Here is a 17,002-nt window from a genome sequence, read left to right as displayed (position 1 = left end):
GGTGGCCCGCTCCAGGGCGGGGAGCGTCAGCGCGAACGCTGGCGCAGACGCTGCAGGTCCAGGATGACCACGGCGCGGTTCTCCAGGCGGATCCAGCCGCGCTGGACGAACTCGGCCAGGGCCTTGTTCACGGTCTCGCGGGACGCGCCCACCAGCTGGGCGAGTTCCTCCTGCGTGAGGTCGTGCGCCACCAGCAGGCCGTCCGCGGCCGGGCGGCCGAAGCGGTCCGCGAGGTCCAGGAGCGCCTTGGCCACGCGGCCCGGCACGTCCGAGAACACCAGGTCCGCCAGGGACTCGTTGGTCTTGGACAGACGCTGGGCCAGGGCCTGGAGCAGCTGGACCGACACGTCCGGCGACGAGGCGATGGCGCGGCGCAGGTTCTCGTGGCGCAGACCGGCCAGGCGCGTGGCGGACACCGCGGTGGCGGTGGCGTTGCGCGGGGCGGGGTTGAACAGGGCCATTTCGCCGAAGATCTCGCCGGGGCCGAGCACGGCCACGAGGTTCTCGCGGCCGTCCGAGGCGGTGCGGCCGAGCTTGATCTTGCCGGACATGATCACGTACAGCTGATCGCCCTGGTCGCCCTCGTGGAACGCGGACGCGCCGCGGGAGAGCTCGACCTCGGTCAGCTCCGAGGTGAGGATGGCGAACACCTCGTCGTCCAGGTTGGTGAACAGCGGAGCCTTCCGCAGAACCTCGAGATCCATGTGTGCGTGTCCTCTCTGTGGCCAGTTCCTCACACCGCGGCGGAGGAGCCGCCCGGTTCACTGGCGTCCATTGTGCCCCATACCCCAGTGCGGGCCGATACCCTGGATCCTCCACCGGGTGCGCGGGCCGTCCCCGTGCGTGGCCGGTGCCGTCACATCCGAAGGAGGTCGCCCATGCCGCTGGGTCTGACGTGGCTGGACGTCCTGCTCATCGTCGCGCTCGCGATGCTCCTGGTCCAGGGTCACCGTCGCGGCCTGTGGGTGGTGCTGGGCAACCTCGTCGGCCTGGTCGGCGGCGCCGCGATCGCGTTCTACGCCCTGCCTGAGGTGGCGAAGTTCGTCACCGCGCCGCAGTGGCGGTGGGCCGCGCTGATCGCCACCCTCGTCGTGCTCGTGGCGGCGGGCCAGTACGTGGGCGCCGCCATCGGCGAGGCGATCCGGTTGCGCGTGAACCTGCCGGCGCTGCGACTCGTCGACCGCCTGCTCGGCGCGCTCGCCACCGGTCTCGCGGGCGCCCTCGTCCTCTGGCTCGTGGCGTTCTCCATCGCGGCCTCCGGCTCCACCGCGGTCACCCGTGAGGTGACCCGCTCGCGGGTGATCGCAGCGCTGGACACCGTGATGCCCGACTCGCTCCTGGCCTGGGCCGCCCGCTCGCGTTCCGCCGTCGCCGACCTGGACGTGCTGCCGGAGCTCGAGCTGCCCGCCCCCGTCCCGGAGACCGACGACGGCGTCCGCGCCGCTCCGGCCCCGGCCGCGACGCCGGGTCTGCCCTCGGCCGCCTCCTCCCCGTCCGCCCCGCCCGCGACGTCCGCCGCGGCGACCCCCGAGGAGCCCGACGACGCCGCCGCGGCCTCGTCGTCCACGTCCGCCGCGCCGTCGGCCACGACGACCGCCCCCGCCTCGTCGACGTCGACGGCCGCCCCCTCGACTCCCGCCGCCTCCTCGGCGTCGGCCGCCGTCGTCCGGCTGACCGGGACGGCCGCGCAGTGCAACCAGGTGCAGAGCGGCTCGGGCGTGGCCGTGGCCCCGGACCGCGTGCTCACGAACGCGCACGTGGTCCTCGGCGTGGACGCCCCCACCGTGACGGACCGCGCCCGCGGCGTGCACGCGGCGCGGATCGTCCACCTGGACACGGCGCACGACCTCGCCGTCCTGGCGGTCGACGACGCGGACCTGCCCGTCATGCCGGTCGGGGCCGAGCTGACGGGCGGCGCGTCGGCCTCCGTCCTGGGGTACCCCGACGGCGGCCCGTTCGCCTCCACCCCCGCGACCGTGCAGGCTGTCGGCGAGGTGCCGCTCGGCGACGTCCTGACCGGGGCCGCGAGCATGGTGGACGTCTACACCCTCGCGGCGGACATCCGCCACGGCTACTCGGGCGGCCCGGTGGTGGACGCCGCCGGGAACCTGGCCGGTCTGGTGTTCGCCCGGGCCCCGGGCTCGGACGCCGTCGGCTACGCCCTGACGGCGGACACCATCGCCCCCGTCGTCGCCGCGGCCCCGGGGATGACAGCCACGGTCCCCTCGGGGGACTGCGTCCCGGGCGGCTGAGCCGGCGCCGCGCCACGCGCCTGACGCCCGCATTCCGGACCGGACTGTCCGGTAACGGCCCGCGTCGACTATTGTGGCATCCGTCACACTCGAGTTTCCCCGACCCTCGGAGGTCCTGCATGTCCAGCACCGTCTCCGCGCCCGCCACGGCGCCGAAGCGCACCCGGGAGGAGTTCACCGGCCGGTGGGCCTTCATCCTGGCGGCCATCGGCTCCGCCGTGGGCCTCGGCAACATCTGGCGCTTCCCCTACGTCGCCTATGAGAACGGCGGTGGCGCGTTCGTCATCCCCTACCTGATCGCGCTGCTCACGGCGGGCATCCCGCTGCTGTTCTTCGACTACGCGATCGGCCACCGCTTCCGCGGCTCCGCGCCTCTGGCGTTCCGGCGCCTGTCCCGGTGGACCGAGACCGTCGGCTGGTGGCAGGTGCTCATCTGCGTCGTCATCGGGATCTACTACGCCGCGATCATCGGCTGGGCGATCATGTACACCTGGTTCTCCGTGGACCAGCGGTGGGGCGAGGACCCGGAGACCTTCCTCATGGGCGACTACCTGCGGGTCGCCGACGACCCGTCCCCGTCCTTCGACTTCGTCTCGGGCGTCTTCTGGCCCATGCTCGCCGTCTGGGTGATCACGCTGCTCATCATGGGCTTCGGCGTGCGCCGGGGCGTGGCCCTGGCCTCGATGGTCGGCATCCCGCTGCTCATCGTGATGTTCCTGATCCTCGTCGGCATCGCCCTCACCCTGCCGGGCGCCGCCCAGGGCCTGGACGCCCTGTTCACGCCGAACTGGGCCGCGCTCGCTGACCCCGGCGTCTGGATCGCCGCCTACGGCCAGATCTTCTTCTCGCTGTCCGTCGGTTTCGGCATCATGATCACCTACGCCTCCTACCTCAACCGCCGGACGAACCTTACCGGCTCCGGCCTGGTCGTCGGCTTCTCCAACTCGGGCTTCGAGATCCTAGCCGGCATCGGCGTGTTCTCCGCCCTGGGCTTCATGGCGCAGGCCTCCGGCGTGTCCGTGTCCGAGGTGGCCGGCAGCGGCATCGGCCTGGCGTTCATCGCCTTCCCCACCCTGATCTCGCAGGCCCCGCTCGGCGCCCTGATCGGCGTGCTGTTCTTCGGCTCGCTCGTGGTCGCCGGCTTCACCTCGCTGATCTCGATCCTCGAGGTCGTCATCTCCGCCGTGAAGGACAAGCTCGGCTGGGGCCGCTGGACGGCCACGATCGTCGTGATCGGCCTGTCCGGGGTGGTCTCCCTCGCCCTGTTCTCCACCACCACGGGCCTGCAGATGCTCGACACCATGGACGCGTTCGCCAACAACTTCGGCATCGTGGGCGCGGCGCTCCTGTCGGTGCTCCTGGTCACCGGCGCACTGGGCTCGGCCCGCCGCATCACGGCGCACCTCAACGCCGTCTCCTCCTTCAAGGTCGGCCGCGGGTACGTGCTGCTGATCGGCGTGCTCATGCCGATCGTGCTCGCCTACATCTGGCTCTCCTGGATCATGAAGGTGATCGCGGAGGGCTATGAGGGCTACCCGGGCGACTTCCTCGGCGTCTTCGGCTGGGGCATCGCGCTCGGCTCCGTCGCCCTGGCCGTCCTGCTCTCCCTGATCCCGTGGTCCCGCAAGTCCAACCTCTACGCGGAGGACCTGGACAGCGAGATCCACGGCGACCTCATCCCGCACAACGCCGTGCCCGAGGGCACCGTCCCCACCGGCGCCCTGCCGGTGGTGCCCGCGGCCACCACCCGGAAGGAGCTCTGACCGATGAGCACCGCAGCGATCGTCATGATGTCCCTGGCCATCCTCCTGGTGTGGGGCGGCCTCGCGGTCTCCGCCATCCACCTGCTCCGCCACCCGGACGACTCCTCGGGCGACCTCGCCATCGAGGACGAGCTGGCCCCCGCCGTGCGGGAGCGCGAGGATGGCCGTCTCGACGCGCGGCACCGGTGAGTCGATGAGGCTCCCCGGTCCGTTCGCGGCGGCCCCGGTCGCCGACGGGGCCGCGGGCGTGGTCTCCGCCTCCCTGCCGGTCGTGGCGGTGGACGCGAGCCTGCCGGCCCCGCCCTACCGGCAGATCGTGGACGCGGTCCTGGCCGGCGTCGCCTCCGGATCCCTGGCCCGCGGGGACCGACTGCCGCCCGTGCGCGTGCTCGCCGCCGAGCTCGGCGTGGCACCGGGCACCGTGGCCCGGGCCTACAAGGAGCTCGAGGCGCACGGCACCATCCGCACCCGGGGTCGCGCGGGCACGTTCGTGGCCGCCTCGGCGGACGCCCGCGCCGACGCCGCGCACCAGGCCGTGCGGCGCTGTCTGGACACCCTGCTCGAGCGCCTCGGGTACACGCCCGACGAGGCCGTGGAGCTGGTCCGCCGGGACGCGGCCGCCCGCGCCTGAGGCGGGCCCGCCCACCGACGACGCCGCCCCGGACCGCACGCAGCGTGCGGTCCGGGGCGGCGTCGTCGTGCCGGCTCAGGCCTTCGGGGCGAGCGTCTCCACGATGCGCTGCATGACCGTGGGGTCGGCCAGCGTGGTGGAGTCGCCCGGGTCGCGGCCCTCGGCCACGTCCTTGAGCAGGCGGCGCATGATCTTGCCGGAGCGCGTCTTGGGCAGCTCGGGGACCACGAGCACGCGCTTGGGCTTGGCGATGGGGCCGATGTCCTTGCCCACGTGCTGCCGCAGCTCCTCCTCGACCTCGGCGACGTCGCGATCGGCCGCGGCGGCGTCCTCGGTGAGCAGGACGAACGCGACGACCGCCTCGCCCGTGGTCTCATCCTTCGCGCCGACCACCGCGGACTCGGCCACGGACGGGTGCGCCACGAGGGAGGACTCGATCTCGGTGGTGGACAGGCGGTGGCCGGAGACGTTCATGACGTCGTCCACGCGGCCCAGCAGCCAGATGTCGCCGTCCTCGTCGTAGCGGGCGCCGTCGCCGGCGAAGTACATGCCGGGGAAGCGGGACCAGTAGGTCTCCTTGAAGCGCTCCGGGTTTCCCCAGATGCCGCGCAGCATGGACGGCCACGGCTCGCGCACCACGAGGAAGCCCGCGCTCGTGTCCGTCATGGGCTCGCCGAGCTCGTCCACGACCTCCAGCACGACGCCGGGCACCGGCCGCTGGGCGGAACCGGGCTTGAGAGTGGTCACGCCGGGCAGCGGGGTGAGCATGTGGGCGCCCGTCTCGGTCTGCCACCAGGTGTCCACGATGGGGCAGCGGCCGGCGCCGATGACCTCGTGGTACCAGCGCCAGGCCTCCGGGTTGATGGCCTCGCCCACGGAGCCGAGCACGCGCAGGCTGGAGAGGTCGTACTCGTCCGGGATGTGCCGGCCCCACTTCATGAACGTGCGGATCGCCGTCGGCGCCGTGTAGAGGATGCTCACGCCGTACTTCTGCACGATCTCCCACCAGCGGCCCTGGTGCGGGGAGTCCGGGGTGCCCTCGTAGATCACCTGGGTGGCGCCGTTGACCAGCGGTGCGTAGGCGACATAGGAGTGCCCGGTGACCCAGCCGACGTCGGCGGTGCACCAGAAGACGTCCGACTCCGGGTGCAGGTCGAAGGTGTCGTGGTGGGTGACCGCGGCCTGCACGAGGTAGCCGCCGGTGGTGTGCAGGATGCCCTTCGGCTTCCCGGTGGTGCCGGAGGTGTACAGGATGTAGAGCGGGTGCTCGGCGTCGTGCCACACGAGCTCGTGCTCGTCGGACTGGCCGTCCACGACGTCGTGCCACCACAGGTCGCGGCCCTCGGTCATCTCGACCTCGGCCTCGTTGCGGCGGACCACGAGCACGTGCTCGGCGGTGTGGCCGGGCGCGGAGAGGGCCTGGTCCACGGCGGGCTTGAGCATGGAGGGTTTGCCGCGGCGGAAGGAGCCGTCCGCCGTGACGACGAGCTTGGCCTCGGCGTCGTCCACGCGGGAGCGCAGGGCATCGGAGGAGAAGCCGCCGAACACCACGGAGTGGACCGCGCCGATGCGCGCGCACGCGAGCATCGTGATGACGGCCTCGGGGATCATCGGCAGGTAGACGGCCACGCGGTCGCCCTTGGTCACGCCGAGGGACTCGAACGCGTTGGCGGCGCGCCGGACCTCGGCGGCCAGGTCGGCGTAGGTGTAGGTCCGGGTGTCGCCGGGCTCGCCCTCGAAGTGGATGGCCACGCGGTCGCCGTGGCCGGCCTCGACGTGGCGGTCCAGGGCGTTGTACGCGGCGTTGGTGGTGCCGCCGACGAACCACTTCGCGAAGGGTGCGTCGGACCAGTCCAGGACGTCGGTGAAGTCCTGCTCCCAGTGCAGGACCTCGCGGGCGCGGCGGGCCCAGTAGGCCAGGCGGTCCTCGGCGGCCTCCTCGTACAGGTCGGCTCCGGCCACCGCCTGGGCGGCGAACTCGGCCGGGGGCGGGAACGTGGGGATCTGCTCGTCCATCGACGGGGTCCTTTCGGGGTGGTGCGGTCGGTGCGTGGCACGGATGTGACGCGTCCCACACTAGTCTCCCGCCTCAGCATGCCGCGCGCGGCGTCGTCGCCACAAATCCTCGGGTCCGGTGTGTCGCATCGTGCCCGGAAGCCGGGGCCGGACCCGGTGTGGACGTCGGCACGCGCCCCGCTCCCTAGGATGGTCGGACCTGAGCGGATCGGACGAGGGCGGGAGGACGCGCGGATGGAGACGGAGTCGACGGGCACGCCGACCGGGGAGACCCAGCTGGCACTGGTGCGCCGGGCGCGGCGGATCAACCGGATCCTGGCCGAGACGTACCCGTACGCCGTCGCCGAGCTGGACTTCGAGACGCCGTTCGAGCTGCTCGTGGCCACGGTGCTGTCCGCCCAGACCACCGACGTGCGGGTCAACGCGGCCACGCCGGCGCTGTTCGCCCGCTTCCCGGACGCCCACGCGATGGCCGCGGCCACCGAGCCCGAGCTGCAGGAGCTCGTGCGCTCCACGGGGTTCTACCGGAACAAGGCCTCCGCGATCCTGCGGCTGTCCCAGGAGCTCGTGGCCCGGCACGACGGCGAGGTCCCCGCCCGTCTCGAGGACCTCGTGGCGCTGCCCGGGGTGGGCCGCAAGACCGCGTTCGTGGTGCTCGGCAACGCCTTCGGCCAGCCCGGGATCACCGTGGACACGCACGTCGGCCGGCTCGCCCGGCGCCTGGGGTTCACGGACGAGACCGACCCGGTGAAGGTCGAGCACGCCGTGGGCGCCCTGTTCCCGCGCCGGGACTGGACGATGCTCTCCCACCGGCTGATCTTCCACGGCCGCCGCGTGTGCCACGCGCGCCGCCCGGCGTGCGGGGCGTGCCCGATCGCCCGCTGGTGCCCGTCCTACGGCGAGGGGGAGACCGACCCCGAGCGGGCGCGCGCCCTGCTGGCCTACGAGCTCAAGCCCGGCCGGGAGGAGCTGCTCGAGCTCCTGCGCGCGGGGCGGACGCGCCGGGAGCTGCGCGCCCTCGGCCACGGGCTGGAGGCCTGAGCGCCCGGCCGGCGCGCCCGCTCAGCCCGCGGTGAGGCCCGCGAGGATCGCGTCGACGGCCCGGCGCGCATGCACCCCCACGCCGGCGAGCGTGGCCGAGGCGGCCCCGCACCAGTCGTCGTAGCCGAGCAGGTGCAGTCCCGGCACGTCCACCGAGGCGGTCGGCAGCGCACGCTCCGTCGCCGGCACCCCGGACGGGCGGCGGGTCAGCTCGAGGCCCCGCAGATGGCGCAGGTCCGCCCGGAAGCCCGTGCACCAGACGACGTCGTCCACCGGGTGCTCGGCACCGCGCACCCGGGCCGCGGCGCGGCTGGCGGCGGGCCAGCCGTGGCTCGCGCCGGCGTCGTGGTCCCAGCGGACGCCCTCCGGCGTGAGCGCGGTGGGCGCGGGGACCGCGTGGAGCCCGGCCTCGTCGCGGGCGCGGATCACCGAGGGCACCATGACGATGTCCCCGAGGTCGCCCACGCGCGCCTCGGAGCGGCCCAGCACGCGCGCCGAGGCCCGGTCGAAGAGCACCCGCCCGTCCACGTCGTCCGGCATGAACCGGGGCGGACGCCGGGTGGCCCACGTGGTGGCGACACCCGCCAGCAGCAGGTCAGCCGCGATCTGGGCGCCCGAGTTGCCGCCGCCCACCACGAGGACGCGCCGCCCGGCGAACGCGTCGGGGGAGCGGTACGCGGCGGAGTGCCGCTGCGTGCCGCCGAAGCGGTCGGCGCCCGGGAGAGCCGGCACGAACGGGCGGGTGAACGAGCCGGTCGCGGAGACCACCGCGCGGGCGCTCAGGGCCGTGCCGTCCTCGAGCCGCAGGGTGAACGGCGGGGACGCGGCGGCGTCGTGCGTCACCGCCGTGACGCGCACGCCGCGCCGCACCGGCAGGCCGTAGCGGTCCTCGTAGTCGGCCAGGTACGCGACGACGTGCCCGGCGTCCGGGGTGCCGGGGCCGGGCGACGGCGGCATGGGTCGGCCCGGCAGGGAGGAGTGCTCGGCGGGGGAGAACAGGCGCAGGGAGTCCCAGTGGTGCGGCCACGCGCCGCCGGGGTGGGCGGACGCGTCGAGCAGGACGAACGACGGCGGCGGGCCCGGCCGGCGCCCGCGGTCGACGTCCCGCGCGGCCCGCGCCAGGAAGTAGCCGGCCGCCAGTCCGGCCTGGCCGGCGCCGATCACCGCGACGTCCACCGGATCCGGGGACGCGGTGGTCGCCGGGAGCGAGGTCAGGGGAGCCGTCATGCCCCGAGGCTACGACCGGCGACTAGCGTGGGGGCCATGCCTGAGACCCCCGCGAGCCCCCGCCCGACCTCCCGCGACGCCGCCGGGACGTCCGACGCGTCCCTGGCGGGCGCGCGTGAGCAGCTGGCGGACCTCGTGGCCCGGTGGGGCGCGCCCCCTGCGGAGGCGCCCGGTCACCACGACCCGGCGTCGCTCACGACGGTCCCGCCCGAGGCCGTGCCGATGTGGGGCTTCGACTGGCCCCGGTCCGGCGATCCGCGCCCCTCCGCCGTGCTGATCCTGTTCGGCGCCCTCGACGACGTCCCCGCCCGTCACGACGCCGGGCGCGTGCACCCGCACGTGGACGTGCTGCTGACCCAGCGCGCCGCCACCCTGCGCCAGCACGCCGGGCAGATCGCGTTCCCCGGCGGTCGCGTCGACCCCGAGGACGCCGACGTCGTGGCCACGGCCCTGCGCGAGGCGCAGGAGGAGACCGGCCTGGACCCGGCCGGCGTGGAGGTCCTGGGCGTGCTGCCGGCGGTGCCGGTGGTGGTCTCCGGGCACGTGGTGCACCCGGTGCTCGGGTGGTGGCGGGACCCCAGCCGCGTGGCGGTGGTCGACCAGGCCGAGGCCGCGGCCGTGTTCCGGATGCCGGTCGCGGACCTGGTGGACCCCGCGAACCGGTGCCGCGTGGCCCGGCCCGGCGGCCGCCGCGGCGAGACGCCGGGCTTCCTCGTGGGCGAGCGCCTGGTGTGGGGGTTCACGGCGGCGCTGCTCGACCGCGTGCTGGCGCTGCTGGGCTGGGACGTGCCGTGGGACGACTCCCGCGTGCGCGACGCGCGGACCCACCGGATCCTGCGCGACTGACGGCTGCGCGCCGCCGCCCGCTCCTGCACAGGCGCCGGAGGGCGGGCCCGTGTCCCCAGCGGCGGGACCGGGGGCGCGGGCACCCGGGCGGGACGGTGGACTGGACGGGCCGGCGGCCGCGGACCGCGGCGGCCGCCCCGACCCGCAGGAGGCCCGCCATGCGCCCGTTCGTCCCCGCCGCCCCGGCCCGCCCGCCCCGGGGCCGACGACGCCGCCCCGCCCCGCCCGAGGGCGGCCGGCGGTTCCCGTGGCCCCGCACCGGCCCGGCCGAGCCGGAACGCACGCAGGTCGCCGCGCCGCCGCTCGCCGCACCCGCAGCGGGCCCCGACGGGCTGGACGCCGCCGTCGTACGCCGACGCGTGGCCGAGGCCCGTGCCTCGGCCGCGGACGGGGCGGAGCCGCCGCTGGCCCCGCTGATCGCCGAGGCCCTCGACGCGCCGATCGACGACCCGCGCGTGGCGGCGCTGGTCGATGAGCTCGACGGCTTCGGCCCGCTCGCACCCTGGGTGCGCACGCCGGGCGTGACCGACGTGCTCGTGGACGGCGCGGGCGCGGTGTGGACCGACGGGGACGAGGGCCTCGTCCGCCGCCCCGGTCGGCTCGACCCCGAGGCCGCCCGGGCGCTCGCGGTGCGGCTGCTGCACCGGGCCGGCCGCCGCCTCGATGCGGCGGTGCCGCTGGCCGACGCCCGCGTGGGCGGCGTGCGCGTCCACGCGGTCCTGCCCCCGGTCAGCGGCGGCGGCACCCTGCTGAGCCTGCGGATCCCGGCCGCGGCGACGCCGTCGCTGGCCGCGCTGGCCGACGGCTGGCCGGACGGCGCCCTCTGGGCCGACGCCCTCGAAGCGCTCGTGCGCGACCGCGCCACCGTCCTGGTCAGCGGCGCGACCGGGGCGGGCAAGACCACGCTGCTCTCCGCGGCCCTCGGCCGGGTGCCGGGGGACGAACGGATCGTCGTCGTGGAGGACACGGCCGAGGCCGCGCCCGATCACCCGCACGTGGTCGCCCTGCAGTGCCGCGCCGCCAACGCGGAGGGCGCCGGCGAGGTCGGACTGGCCGAGCTCGTCCGCCACGCGCTGCGGATGCGGCCGGACCGGCTCGTGGTCGGCGAGTGCCGCGGCGCCGAGGTGGCCGACGTCCTCACCGCCCTGAACACCGGCCACCAGGGCGCGTGGGGCACCCTGCACGCCAACGCCGCCGCCGAGGTGCCCGCCCGGCTGACGGCCATGGCCTCCCTGGCCGGCTGGCGGCCCGAGACGGTGGCCGCGCAGGCCCGCGCCGGCGTGGACGCCGTGCTGCACATCGCCCGCGACGGCCACGGGCGGCACCCCGTCGAGCTCGCCGTCCCGGACCCGCGCGCCGACGGGTTCGCCCTGCTGCCCGCCCTCACGTGGCGGCCCGGGACGGAGGCGACGGGCGGGCGGACCGTCGAAGGACCCGGCATGCCCGCGCTCGCGGCCCGGCTGGCGGGGCGGAGCGGCCGGTGAGCACGACGACGGCGGCCGGGCAGGCACGACGGTCGCGCGCTGGGCGTGCCGAGCCGCTGCTGCCCTGGTGGGCGGGGCGGGCGAGGCCGGAGGAGGAGACGGAGGTGCTCGTCGGCGCGCTGCGCCGCTGGGCCGCCCTCGTCGCGGCCGGCCTGACCGAGGAGCAGGCCTGGCGGGAGACCGCGTGCACCCTGCCCGCCTGCGGGTCGGGCCCGGGCGAGGCGGGTGCCGCATGCTGTGCCCATCACCGCGCCCGACGCCGGGCCGAGGCGCTGGCCTGGGATGTGGAGGCGGGGGACGCGATGGCTCATGACGCCACCCTGCACCGGGAGGCGGCGCGCCGCGGCGGGACCCCGTCCTGGCGGACCCCCGCACGGGACCCGGGCTGGGCGCTGATCGATGCGGCGCTCGAGGCCGGGGCCCGGGCGGGCGCGGCTCCCGCAGCCGTGGCCCGGCGGTTGGCCCACAGCCTCGAGGCGGACGTGGACGCGGCCCGGGCCCGCCGCTCGGCCGCGGCGGGGCCGGGCGCGACGTCCCGACTGCTGCAGTGGCTGCCCCTGGGCGGCCTCGGCCTCGCGTGGCTGCTCGGCACCTCCCCGTGGGACCTGGTCCGCTCGCCCTTCGGCGCCGTGGTCGCCGCGGTGGGGCTGCTGTTCTGGCTGGCCGGGCGGTCCTGGACGCGCCTGCTGCTGCGTTCGGCCGCGCGCGAGCCGGCGGCCGTGGGCGCCGCCGTCGTGCTGGACGTGCTGGCGGCGCTGCTCAGCGCCGGCCGATCCCTGCCCGCCGCGCTGGACGACCTCGGCCGGACCCTGCCGGGCGCCCGCGACCTGCGCGCCACGGCGGCGCTGCTGCTCTGGGGCCGGGACTGGGACGAGGCGTGGGCGGGCCTCGACACGGACCCGGTGTGGACCGAGACCGCCGCCCGACTGCGACCGCTGCACCGGTCCGGGATGGCCGTCGCCCGCACGCTGGCCGAGACCGCCGCCGCCGTCCGTCAGCAGACCCGGCGGGCCGACGAACGGGCGGCCGAGGAGCTCGCCGTGCGCCTGGTGATGCCGCTGGGGCTGTGCCTGCTGCCCGCCTTCGTGTGCTGGGGCGTGGTGCCCGTCGTCATGGCCCTGCTCGGGGCGGGACCGGGCTGAGGCCGTGGCGACGCCAGGGCGTCCGGTCCTGCACAGGGCCCCGATCGCCCCGGCCCATCCCCGGATCCGCATCGCCCCCGGCGCGCGGGCCCCGGAGCGGGCCAGCCTGGGACCAGCGGCCCGGCCGGGCCGTCACCACCGCCCCGCACCGCGGGGCCCACTCCAGGAGGACCACCATGACCCACCGCTCCCACTCCGCCCAGCCCGCCGTCACCCGCCCGAGCGAGCGCGACCGCCTCGCCCGCGTCGTCGACGCCGCGGGCGAGGAGACCGGCGCGATCACGGCCGAGTACGGCATCCTCACGCTCGCCGCCGTGGGCTTCGCGGGCGTGCTGGCCGTCGTGCTCACCAGCCCGGACGTGCAGTCGCTGCTCGTGGACCTCGTCACCGGGGCGCTCCAGCGTGACTGAGCACCCGACCTCCGCCCCGCCGTCCGCGCGCCGTACGGGCGCCCGGACGGCGGGGCGGCCCCGGGGGCTCCGGGGCGGCGAGACCGGGGCCGTCACGGCCGAGTACGCGGTGCTGCTGCCCGTGATCGCGTTCGTGCTCGTGTCCGTCCTGCTGGCCGGCGCCGCCGCGGTGCAGCAGGTGCGGGGTCAGGACGCGGCGGCGTCGGCCGCCCGCATCCTCGCCCGGGGCGACGACGAGGCGGCGGCCCGCGACGCGGTGGCGCGCATGGCCGGCGACGACGCCTCGCTCTCGCACACCGTCGAGGGCGGCTGGGTGACCGTCGAGGTCGTCCAGCCCGGCCCCGGGCCGCTCGCCTGGGCCGAGGCCCTCACCCTCACCGCGCACGCCGCCGCCCCCGAGCAGCGGCCCGGAACGCCCGCCGCCGGGCCGGAGGACCGGTCATGACCCGCGGGAGGGCGCCCGCGTGGGGCGAACGCGGTTCGGGCACCGTGTCCGTCCTGGGCACGGCCGCCCTGGGGGCGGGGCTGCTGCTGGCCGTCGCGGCGCTGGGGCAGGCCTCGGTCACCGGCGCCCGGGCGGCCGGGGCCGCCGACCTGGCGGCGCTCGCCGCCTCCGACGCCCGGCGCGGGCTCTCCGACCACGAGCCGTGCGTCCTGGCCGGGCGGACCGCCGAACGCAACGGGGCCGCCGTCGTGGCGTGCGAGGTGCGCGAGGACGGGACGGTGCGCGTCGCGGTCGAACTCGCTCGCGCCCCGCTGCCGGCGGCCACGGCCGATGCCGTCGCGGGTCCGCCGCGGTCTCAGGCCCCGGGCGCCGCGTCCGCGGACCCGCCGGAGGCGCCGCCGCCCGAGCCGTCGGTCGAGGCGTCCGCCGGGACGAGGTGATCGGCGTGGTCCATCAGGAACCGCAGGACGGTCAGCGCGCCGGCCTTGTCCAGGGGGCTGTTGCGGTTGCCGCACTTGGGGGACTGCACGCAGGACGGGCAGCCCTCCGCGCACTCGCAGGCCGCGATGGCCCCCGCCGTCGCCTCGACCCAGCGTCGCGCCTGCTCGAAGCCGCGTTCGGCGAAGCCCGCCCCGCCGGGCCGGCCGTCGTAGACGAACACGGCGGGGGAGCCGGTGTCCGGGTGCAGGACCATCGAGACGCCGCCGATGTCCCAGCGGTCGTTCGAGGCGACGAGCGGCATCATGCCGATCATCGCGTGCTCGGCCGCGTGCAGGGCGCCGGGCAGGCGATCCGTGGTCAATCCCGCGGCGATGAGCTCGTCCGAGGCCGCCTGGAACCACACCGCCGAGGTGAACAGGTCCCGCGCCGGCAGGTCGAGGGGCTCCTCGCCGAGCACCTCCCCGGAGACCAAGGCCTTGCGCTGGAAGGACACCACCTGGGTGCGGACCTGCACATCCCCGAGGCACCAGCGCAGGGTGCCCTCCCGCGCGTCCAGGCGGCGGTGCACCGCCACGATCTCGATCTCCGTGACGTCCCGGGCCTGCGTGGTGAAGTCCGGCCAGGCGCGCGTGACGACCACCGCGTGCGCGTCCTCGTCCAGCTCCTCCACGAGGTACGTGCGGTCCTGGTGCACGTACACCGCGCCGGGATGCGCCTGGTAGTGGGTCTGGGGCGAGTCCATCGTGCCCAGCAGGGCGCCGGACTCGGCGTCGATGATGTCCATGGGGCCGCCGCCGTCGTCCCGCAGGGAGACCATGCCGGCGGCGTGCTCGGGGTGCGTCCAGAACCAGCCGGCCGGCCGACGGCGCAGCAGCCCCTGCTCGACCAGCACGTCCAGCAGGGCGCGCACCCGCTCCGGCACCCCGAACCAGCCGAACGCCTCGGGCGTGATCGGCAGCTCCGCGGCGGCCGCGCACAGCTGCGGGCCGAGCAGGTGCGGGTTCTCCGGGTCCACCACGGTGTCCTCCACGCCCAGGTCGAACACGGCCTCCGGGTGGTCCACCACGAACGTGTCCAGGGGGTCGTCCGAGGCCACGAAGAACGCGAGCGCATCCTGGCCGCCGCGCCCGGCGCGGCCGATCTGCTGGAAGAACGACGCGCGGGTGCCCGGCCAGCCGGCCACCACCACCGCGTCCAGCCCCGCGACGTCGATGCCCATCTCCAGCGCCGGCGTCGAGGCCATGCCCAGCAGCCGACCCGAGCGCAGGTCCGCCTCCAGCTCCCGCCGCTCCTCGGGCAGGTAGCCCGAGCGGTAGGCCGCGACCCGGGTGCCGAGCCCCGGCTCGACCTCCTCGAGCTGCCGCTTGGCCGCGCTCGCGATGGCCTCGGCCCCGCGCCGCGAGCGGATGAACGCCAGCGTGCGCACCTGCTGCAGGGCCAGGTCCGTGACCAGGTCGGCGGCGGCGGCCATCGCCGAGCGGCGGACGGGCGCGCCGTTCTCGCCCCGACGGTCCGTCAGCTCCGGCTCCCAGAACGCCACCGTGACCGCCCCGTGCGGGGACGCGTCCTCGGTGACGGCCGTGGCCGGCGCCCCGATCAGTCGGGCGAAGTGCCCGGCCGGATCCGCCGACGTCGCCGACGCCCCGATGAACACGGTCTCCGGACGGTCCCCGCGGTAGTGGGCGGCGATGCGCCGCAGTCGACGCAGCAGGATCCCCACCTGCGAGCCGAAGACGCCCCGGTACGTGTGCGACTCGTCCACCACCACGAACGTCAGATTCCGGAAGAACGCGGCCCACCGCTCGTGGTGCGGCAGGATCCCCACGTGGAGCATGTCCGGGTTGGTCATGAGCACGGTGGCGTGCTCGCGGGCCCAGATCCGATCCTGCGGTGCGGTGTCGCCGTCGTAGGGAGCCGCGCGCAGCCCCGGGGCGCCGTCCCGCTCGAGGGCGCGCCAGGAGGTCAGCTGGTCCGCCGCGAGGGCCTTGGTGGGGGCGAGGTAGAGCGCGGTGGCCCGGGGGTCGGCGGCCAGCCGGGTGCCGACCGCCAGCTGGTAACCCAGCGACTTGCCCGACGCCGTGCCCGTGGCGAGCACGGTGTGCGTCCCCGCACCGGCCAGGTTCGCGGCGCGCACCTGGTGCAGCCACGGCCGCTCGACGCCGCGCGCCGCGAACGCCCTGACCAGGCCCTCCGGCGCGTCCGCGGGCCAGTCCGTGTGCCGGGCCTGCCGGGCGGGCAGCTCGGTGACGTGGCGGATCTGTTCGGGCAGCCCGGTCCGGCCCAGTGCCGCACGGAGTGCGGCCCCCGCCGGCGTGTCCGGGCGCAGGTCGCCGGGTGCCGTGACGGACAGCCCGGCCACGACGTCGGCCACCACCTCACCGACGGGCTGCGGCTCCGGTCCGGAGGAGTCCGGGGCGGCGTCGTCGACGGGCGGCGCGGCGTCCGCCGTGCCGGGCAGCCCCCAGCCGCCCGCGGGATCCGCCCAGGGATCGTGCTCCGGGAGGTGGCCGGTCACGCCCCCATGGTGCCGGTGTGCTCGGCGGTGGGGTTGTCCTCGGCCAGGCCGCGACCCCAGATGGACACGGGGCCGAGGTCGGTCCAGGCCAGGTGGCGGTACAGCTTCTGGCCGTCCGGGGAGGCGACGAGCAGGCCGCGGCTGATCTCACCGTCGCTCATGACCTCGGAGGTGAGGTAGCGCATCACGAGGGAGCCGAGGCCGCGGCGACGGTGGTTCGGGGACGTCCAGATCCGGTCGTAGACGGCGGTGCCGTCCTCCTCGGTGACCCAGCCGAGGGCGGCGAGCTCCTCCTCGCCCTCCGGAGCGGTCGAGGCGCCGACGGCCAGGATGCGCAGGCGACGGCTGCCCTCCATCGGCTGGTCCACGCGGGCCTCATAGCCCTCGGGCAGCAGCGGGGGCTCCACGTCCTGCAGCTCGGGGTCCATGTCCATGGTCATGAAGCGCTCCGGCTCGGCCTGGGCCTTCAGGCCCATGGCCTTCGGGTCCTCGCCGGCGTCGCCGAACACGGTGAGCAGGATCTGCTCCTGGTCCCGCACCGCCTCGCGCAGGTCTTCGAGCTCCGCGCGGGAGGGGTTCACCACCACGTGCTCCCACGTGGCCGGCACGTCCACCGTGGCGCGACCGGAGCCGCCGGGGATCATGCGGGCGGGGCAAGGGGTGCGCAGGGCCGCGCGTCGCCCCGCCTCCTGGCTCGTGCGGTAGCCGCGCGATCGCGACCAGGCCGCGAACCAGATGTCGACCAGTGCCGGATCCAGATGCTCAGTCATGTCTGAAGGGTAAGGCGTG

General features: G+C 75.9%; 16 protein-coding genes. 11 read left to right on the top strand and 5 right to left on the bottom strand.

The annotated features are described in order from the left end of the window. Window positions 1-26 precede the first annotated feature (26 nt). Window positions 27-704 (bottom strand): Crp/Fnr family transcriptional regulator, encoded by a 678-nt coding sequence (locus AC3RJ9_RS08670; protein WP_002854021.1) that lies wholly within the window; start codon window positions 702-704, stop codon window positions 27-29. A 174-nt stretch (window positions 705-878) separates the two neighbouring features. On the opposite strand from AC3RJ9_RS08670, the gene AC3RJ9_RS08665 reads away from it, so the two are divergent. The 4 genes from AC3RJ9_RS08665 to AC3RJ9_RS08650 all read left to right on the top strand — a co-directional run bounded on the left by AC3RJ9_RS08665 (window position 879) and on the right by AC3RJ9_RS08650 (window position 4,646). Next, complete coding sequence (locus AC3RJ9_RS08665) at window positions 879-2,252, top strand: CvpA family protein (RefSeq protein WP_063189861.1); 1,374 nt, start codon at window positions 879-881, stop codon at window positions 2,250-2,252. 119 nt (window positions 2,253-2,371) lie between these two features. Next, the gene (locus AC3RJ9_RS08660; RefSeq protein ID WP_063189859.1) at window positions 2,372-4,015 is read left to right on the top strand and encodes a sodium-dependent transporter; all 1,644 of its coding nucleotides are present in this window, start codon (window positions 2,372-2,374) and stop codon (window positions 4,013-4,015) included. Window positions 4,016-4,018: 3 nt separating this feature from the next. After that, window positions 4,019-4,204 carry a methionine/alanine import family NSS transporter small subunit gene (locus tag AC3RJ9_RS08655; protein ID WP_063189857.1) on the top strand — a complete coding sequence of 62 codons (186 nt, stop codon included), beginning with the start codon at window positions 4,019-4,021 and terminating at the stop codon, window positions 4,202-4,204. Continuing rightward, window positions 4,176-4,646, top strand: coding sequence for a GntR family transcriptional regulator (locus AC3RJ9_RS08650; protein ID WP_063189855.1), 471 nt, complete (start codon window positions 4,176-4,178; stop codon window positions 4,644-4,646). The genes AC3RJ9_RS08655 and AC3RJ9_RS08650 overlap by 29 nt, the downstream gene beginning before the upstream one ends. Window positions 4,647-4,721: 75 nt before the next feature. Here the strand turns inward: AC3RJ9_RS08650 and acs are convergent, their stop codons facing one another. Next, window positions 4,722-6,662, bottom strand: coding sequence for an acetate--CoA ligase (acs, locus tag AC3RJ9_RS08645; RefSeq protein ID WP_152743371.1), 1,941 nt, complete (start codon window positions 6,660-6,662; stop codon window positions 4,722-4,724). Between the two features lie 234 nt (window positions 6,663-6,896). Between acs and nth the strand changes: the two genes are divergently transcribed. Then, a complete protein-coding gene (nth, locus tag AC3RJ9_RS08640; protein ID WP_135040230.1) occupies window positions 6,897-7,703 on the top strand; it encodes an endonuclease III in 807 nt (268 codons plus the stop codon). Between the two features lie 21 nt (window positions 7,704-7,724). Here the strand turns inward: nth and AC3RJ9_RS08635 are convergent, their stop codons facing one another. Next, window positions 7,725-8,930 (bottom strand): NAD(P)-binding domain-containing protein, encoded by a 1,206-nt coding sequence (locus AC3RJ9_RS08635; RefSeq protein ID WP_152743370.1) that lies wholly within the window; start codon window positions 8,928-8,930, stop codon window positions 7,725-7,727. A gap of 36 nt (window positions 8,931-8,966) precedes the next feature. Between AC3RJ9_RS08635 and AC3RJ9_RS08630 the strand changes: the two genes are divergently transcribed. The 6 genes from AC3RJ9_RS08630 (at window position 8,967) to AC3RJ9_RS08605 (ending at window position 13,697) form a co-directional block, all read left to right on the top strand. Next, complete coding sequence (locus AC3RJ9_RS08630) at window positions 8,967-9,776, top strand: NUDIX hydrolase (protein ID WP_489727636.1); 810 nt, start codon at window positions 8,967-8,969, stop codon at window positions 9,774-9,776. Window positions 9,777-9,934: 158 nt separating this feature from the next. Then, entirely contained in the window at window positions 9,935-11,260 is a 1,326-nt protein-coding gene (locus AC3RJ9_RS08625) for a TadA family conjugal transfer-associated ATPase (protein ID WP_336575179.1), read from the top strand. Continuing rightward, a complete protein-coding gene (locus AC3RJ9_RS08620) occupies window positions 11,257-12,402 on the top strand; it encodes a type II secretion system F family protein (protein ID WP_489727635.1) in 1,146 nt (381 codons plus the stop codon). Before AC3RJ9_RS08625 ends, AC3RJ9_RS08620 begins: the two co-directional genes overlap by 4 nt. 176 nt (window positions 12,403-12,578) lie before the next feature. Beyond that, entirely contained in the window at window positions 12,579-12,812 is a 234-nt protein-coding gene (locus AC3RJ9_RS08615) for a DUF4244 domain-containing protein (RefSeq protein WP_036336908.1), read from the top strand. Then, a complete protein-coding gene (locus tag AC3RJ9_RS08610; protein ID WP_036317914.1) occupies window positions 12,805-13,257 on the top strand; it encodes a TadE family type IV pilus minor pilin in 453 nt (150 codons plus the stop codon). Before AC3RJ9_RS08615 ends, AC3RJ9_RS08610 begins: the two co-directional genes overlap by 8 nt. Next, the gene (locus tag AC3RJ9_RS08605; protein ID WP_336575172.1) at window positions 13,254-13,697 is read left to right on the top strand and encodes an Rv3654c family TadE-like protein; all 444 of its coding nucleotides are present in this window, start codon (window positions 13,254-13,256) and stop codon (window positions 13,695-13,697) included. Before AC3RJ9_RS08610 ends, AC3RJ9_RS08605 begins: the two co-directional genes overlap by 4 nt. Here AC3RJ9_RS08605 and AC3RJ9_RS08600 read toward each other — a convergent pair. Together AC3RJ9_RS08600 and AC3RJ9_RS08595 are read right to left on the bottom strand one after the other, a co-directional pair. Next, entirely contained in the window at window positions 13,613-16,213 is a 2,601-nt protein-coding gene (locus AC3RJ9_RS08600; RefSeq protein WP_489727634.1) for a DEAD/DEAH box helicase, read from the bottom strand. The genes AC3RJ9_RS08605 and AC3RJ9_RS08600 overlap by 85 nt on opposite strands. Then, entirely contained in the window at window positions 16,210-16,983 is a 774-nt protein-coding gene (locus AC3RJ9_RS08595) for a GNAT family N-acetyltransferase (protein ID WP_095346399.1), read from the bottom strand. Before AC3RJ9_RS08595 ends, AC3RJ9_RS08600 begins: the two co-directional genes overlap by 4 nt. Window positions 16,984-17,002 lie beyond the last annotated feature (19 nt).

The organism is Micrococcus sp. 63XJN7_6_ISO-PGPR-S23-444, from assembly GCF_058072765.1.
The sequence above is the reverse complement of the archived record's forward strand: the minus strand, read 5'-3'. Positions and strand labels throughout refer to the sequence as shown.

What these genes read in the sequence shown, in the direction of transcription:
- AC3RJ9_RS08660 (WP_063189859.1), top strand. Translation starts at nt 2,372, where the DNA reads ATGTCCAGCACCGTCTCCGCGCCCGCCACGGCGCCGAAGCGCACCCGG.
- AC3RJ9_RS08670 (WP_002854021.1), bottom strand. Translation starts at nt 704, where the DNA reads ATGGATCTCGAGGTTCTGCGGAAGGCTCCGCTGTTCACCAACCTGGAC.
- AC3RJ9_RS08650 (WP_063189855.1), top strand. Translation starts at nt 4,176, where the DNA reads ATGGCCGTCTCGACGCGCGGCACCGGTGAGTCGATGAGGCTCCCCGGT.
- AC3RJ9_RS08605 (WP_336575172.1), top strand. Translation starts at nt 13,254, where the DNA reads ATGACCCGCGGGAGGGCGCCCGCGTGGGGCGAACGCGGTTCGGGCACC.
- AC3RJ9_RS08615 (WP_036336908.1), top strand. Translation starts at nt 12,579, where the DNA reads ATGACCCACCGCTCCCACTCCGCCCAGCCCGCCGTCACCCGCCCGAGC.
- acs (WP_152743371.1), bottom strand. Translation starts at nt 6,662, where the DNA reads ATGGACGAGCAGATCCCCACGTTCCCGCCCCCGGCCGAGTTCGCCGCC.
- AC3RJ9_RS08635 (WP_152743370.1), bottom strand. Translation starts at nt 8,930, where the DNA reads ATGACGGCTCCCCTGACCTCGCTCCCGGCGACCACCGCGTCCCCGGAT.
- AC3RJ9_RS08595 (WP_095346399.1), bottom strand. Translation starts at nt 16,983, where the DNA reads ATGACTGAGCATCTGGATCCGGCACTGGTCGACATCTGGTTCGCGGCC.
- AC3RJ9_RS08630 (WP_489727636.1), top strand. Translation starts at nt 8,967, where the DNA reads ATGCCTGAGACCCCCGCGAGCCCCCGCCCGACCTCCCGCGACGCCGCC.
- AC3RJ9_RS08625 (WP_336575179.1), top strand. Translation starts at nt 9,935, where the DNA reads ATGCGCCCGTTCGTCCCCGCCGCCCCGGCCCGCCCGCCCCGGGGCCGA.
- nth (WP_135040230.1), top strand. Translation starts at nt 6,897, where the DNA reads ATGGAGACGGAGTCGACGGGCACGCCGACCGGGGAGACCCAGCTGGCA.
- AC3RJ9_RS08655 (WP_063189857.1), top strand. Translation starts at nt 4,019, where the DNA reads ATGAGCACCGCAGCGATCGTCATGATGTCCCTGGCCATCCTCCTGGTG.
- AC3RJ9_RS08665 (WP_063189861.1), top strand. Translation starts at nt 879, where the DNA reads ATGCCGCTGGGTCTGACGTGGCTGGACGTCCTGCTCATCGTCGCGCTC.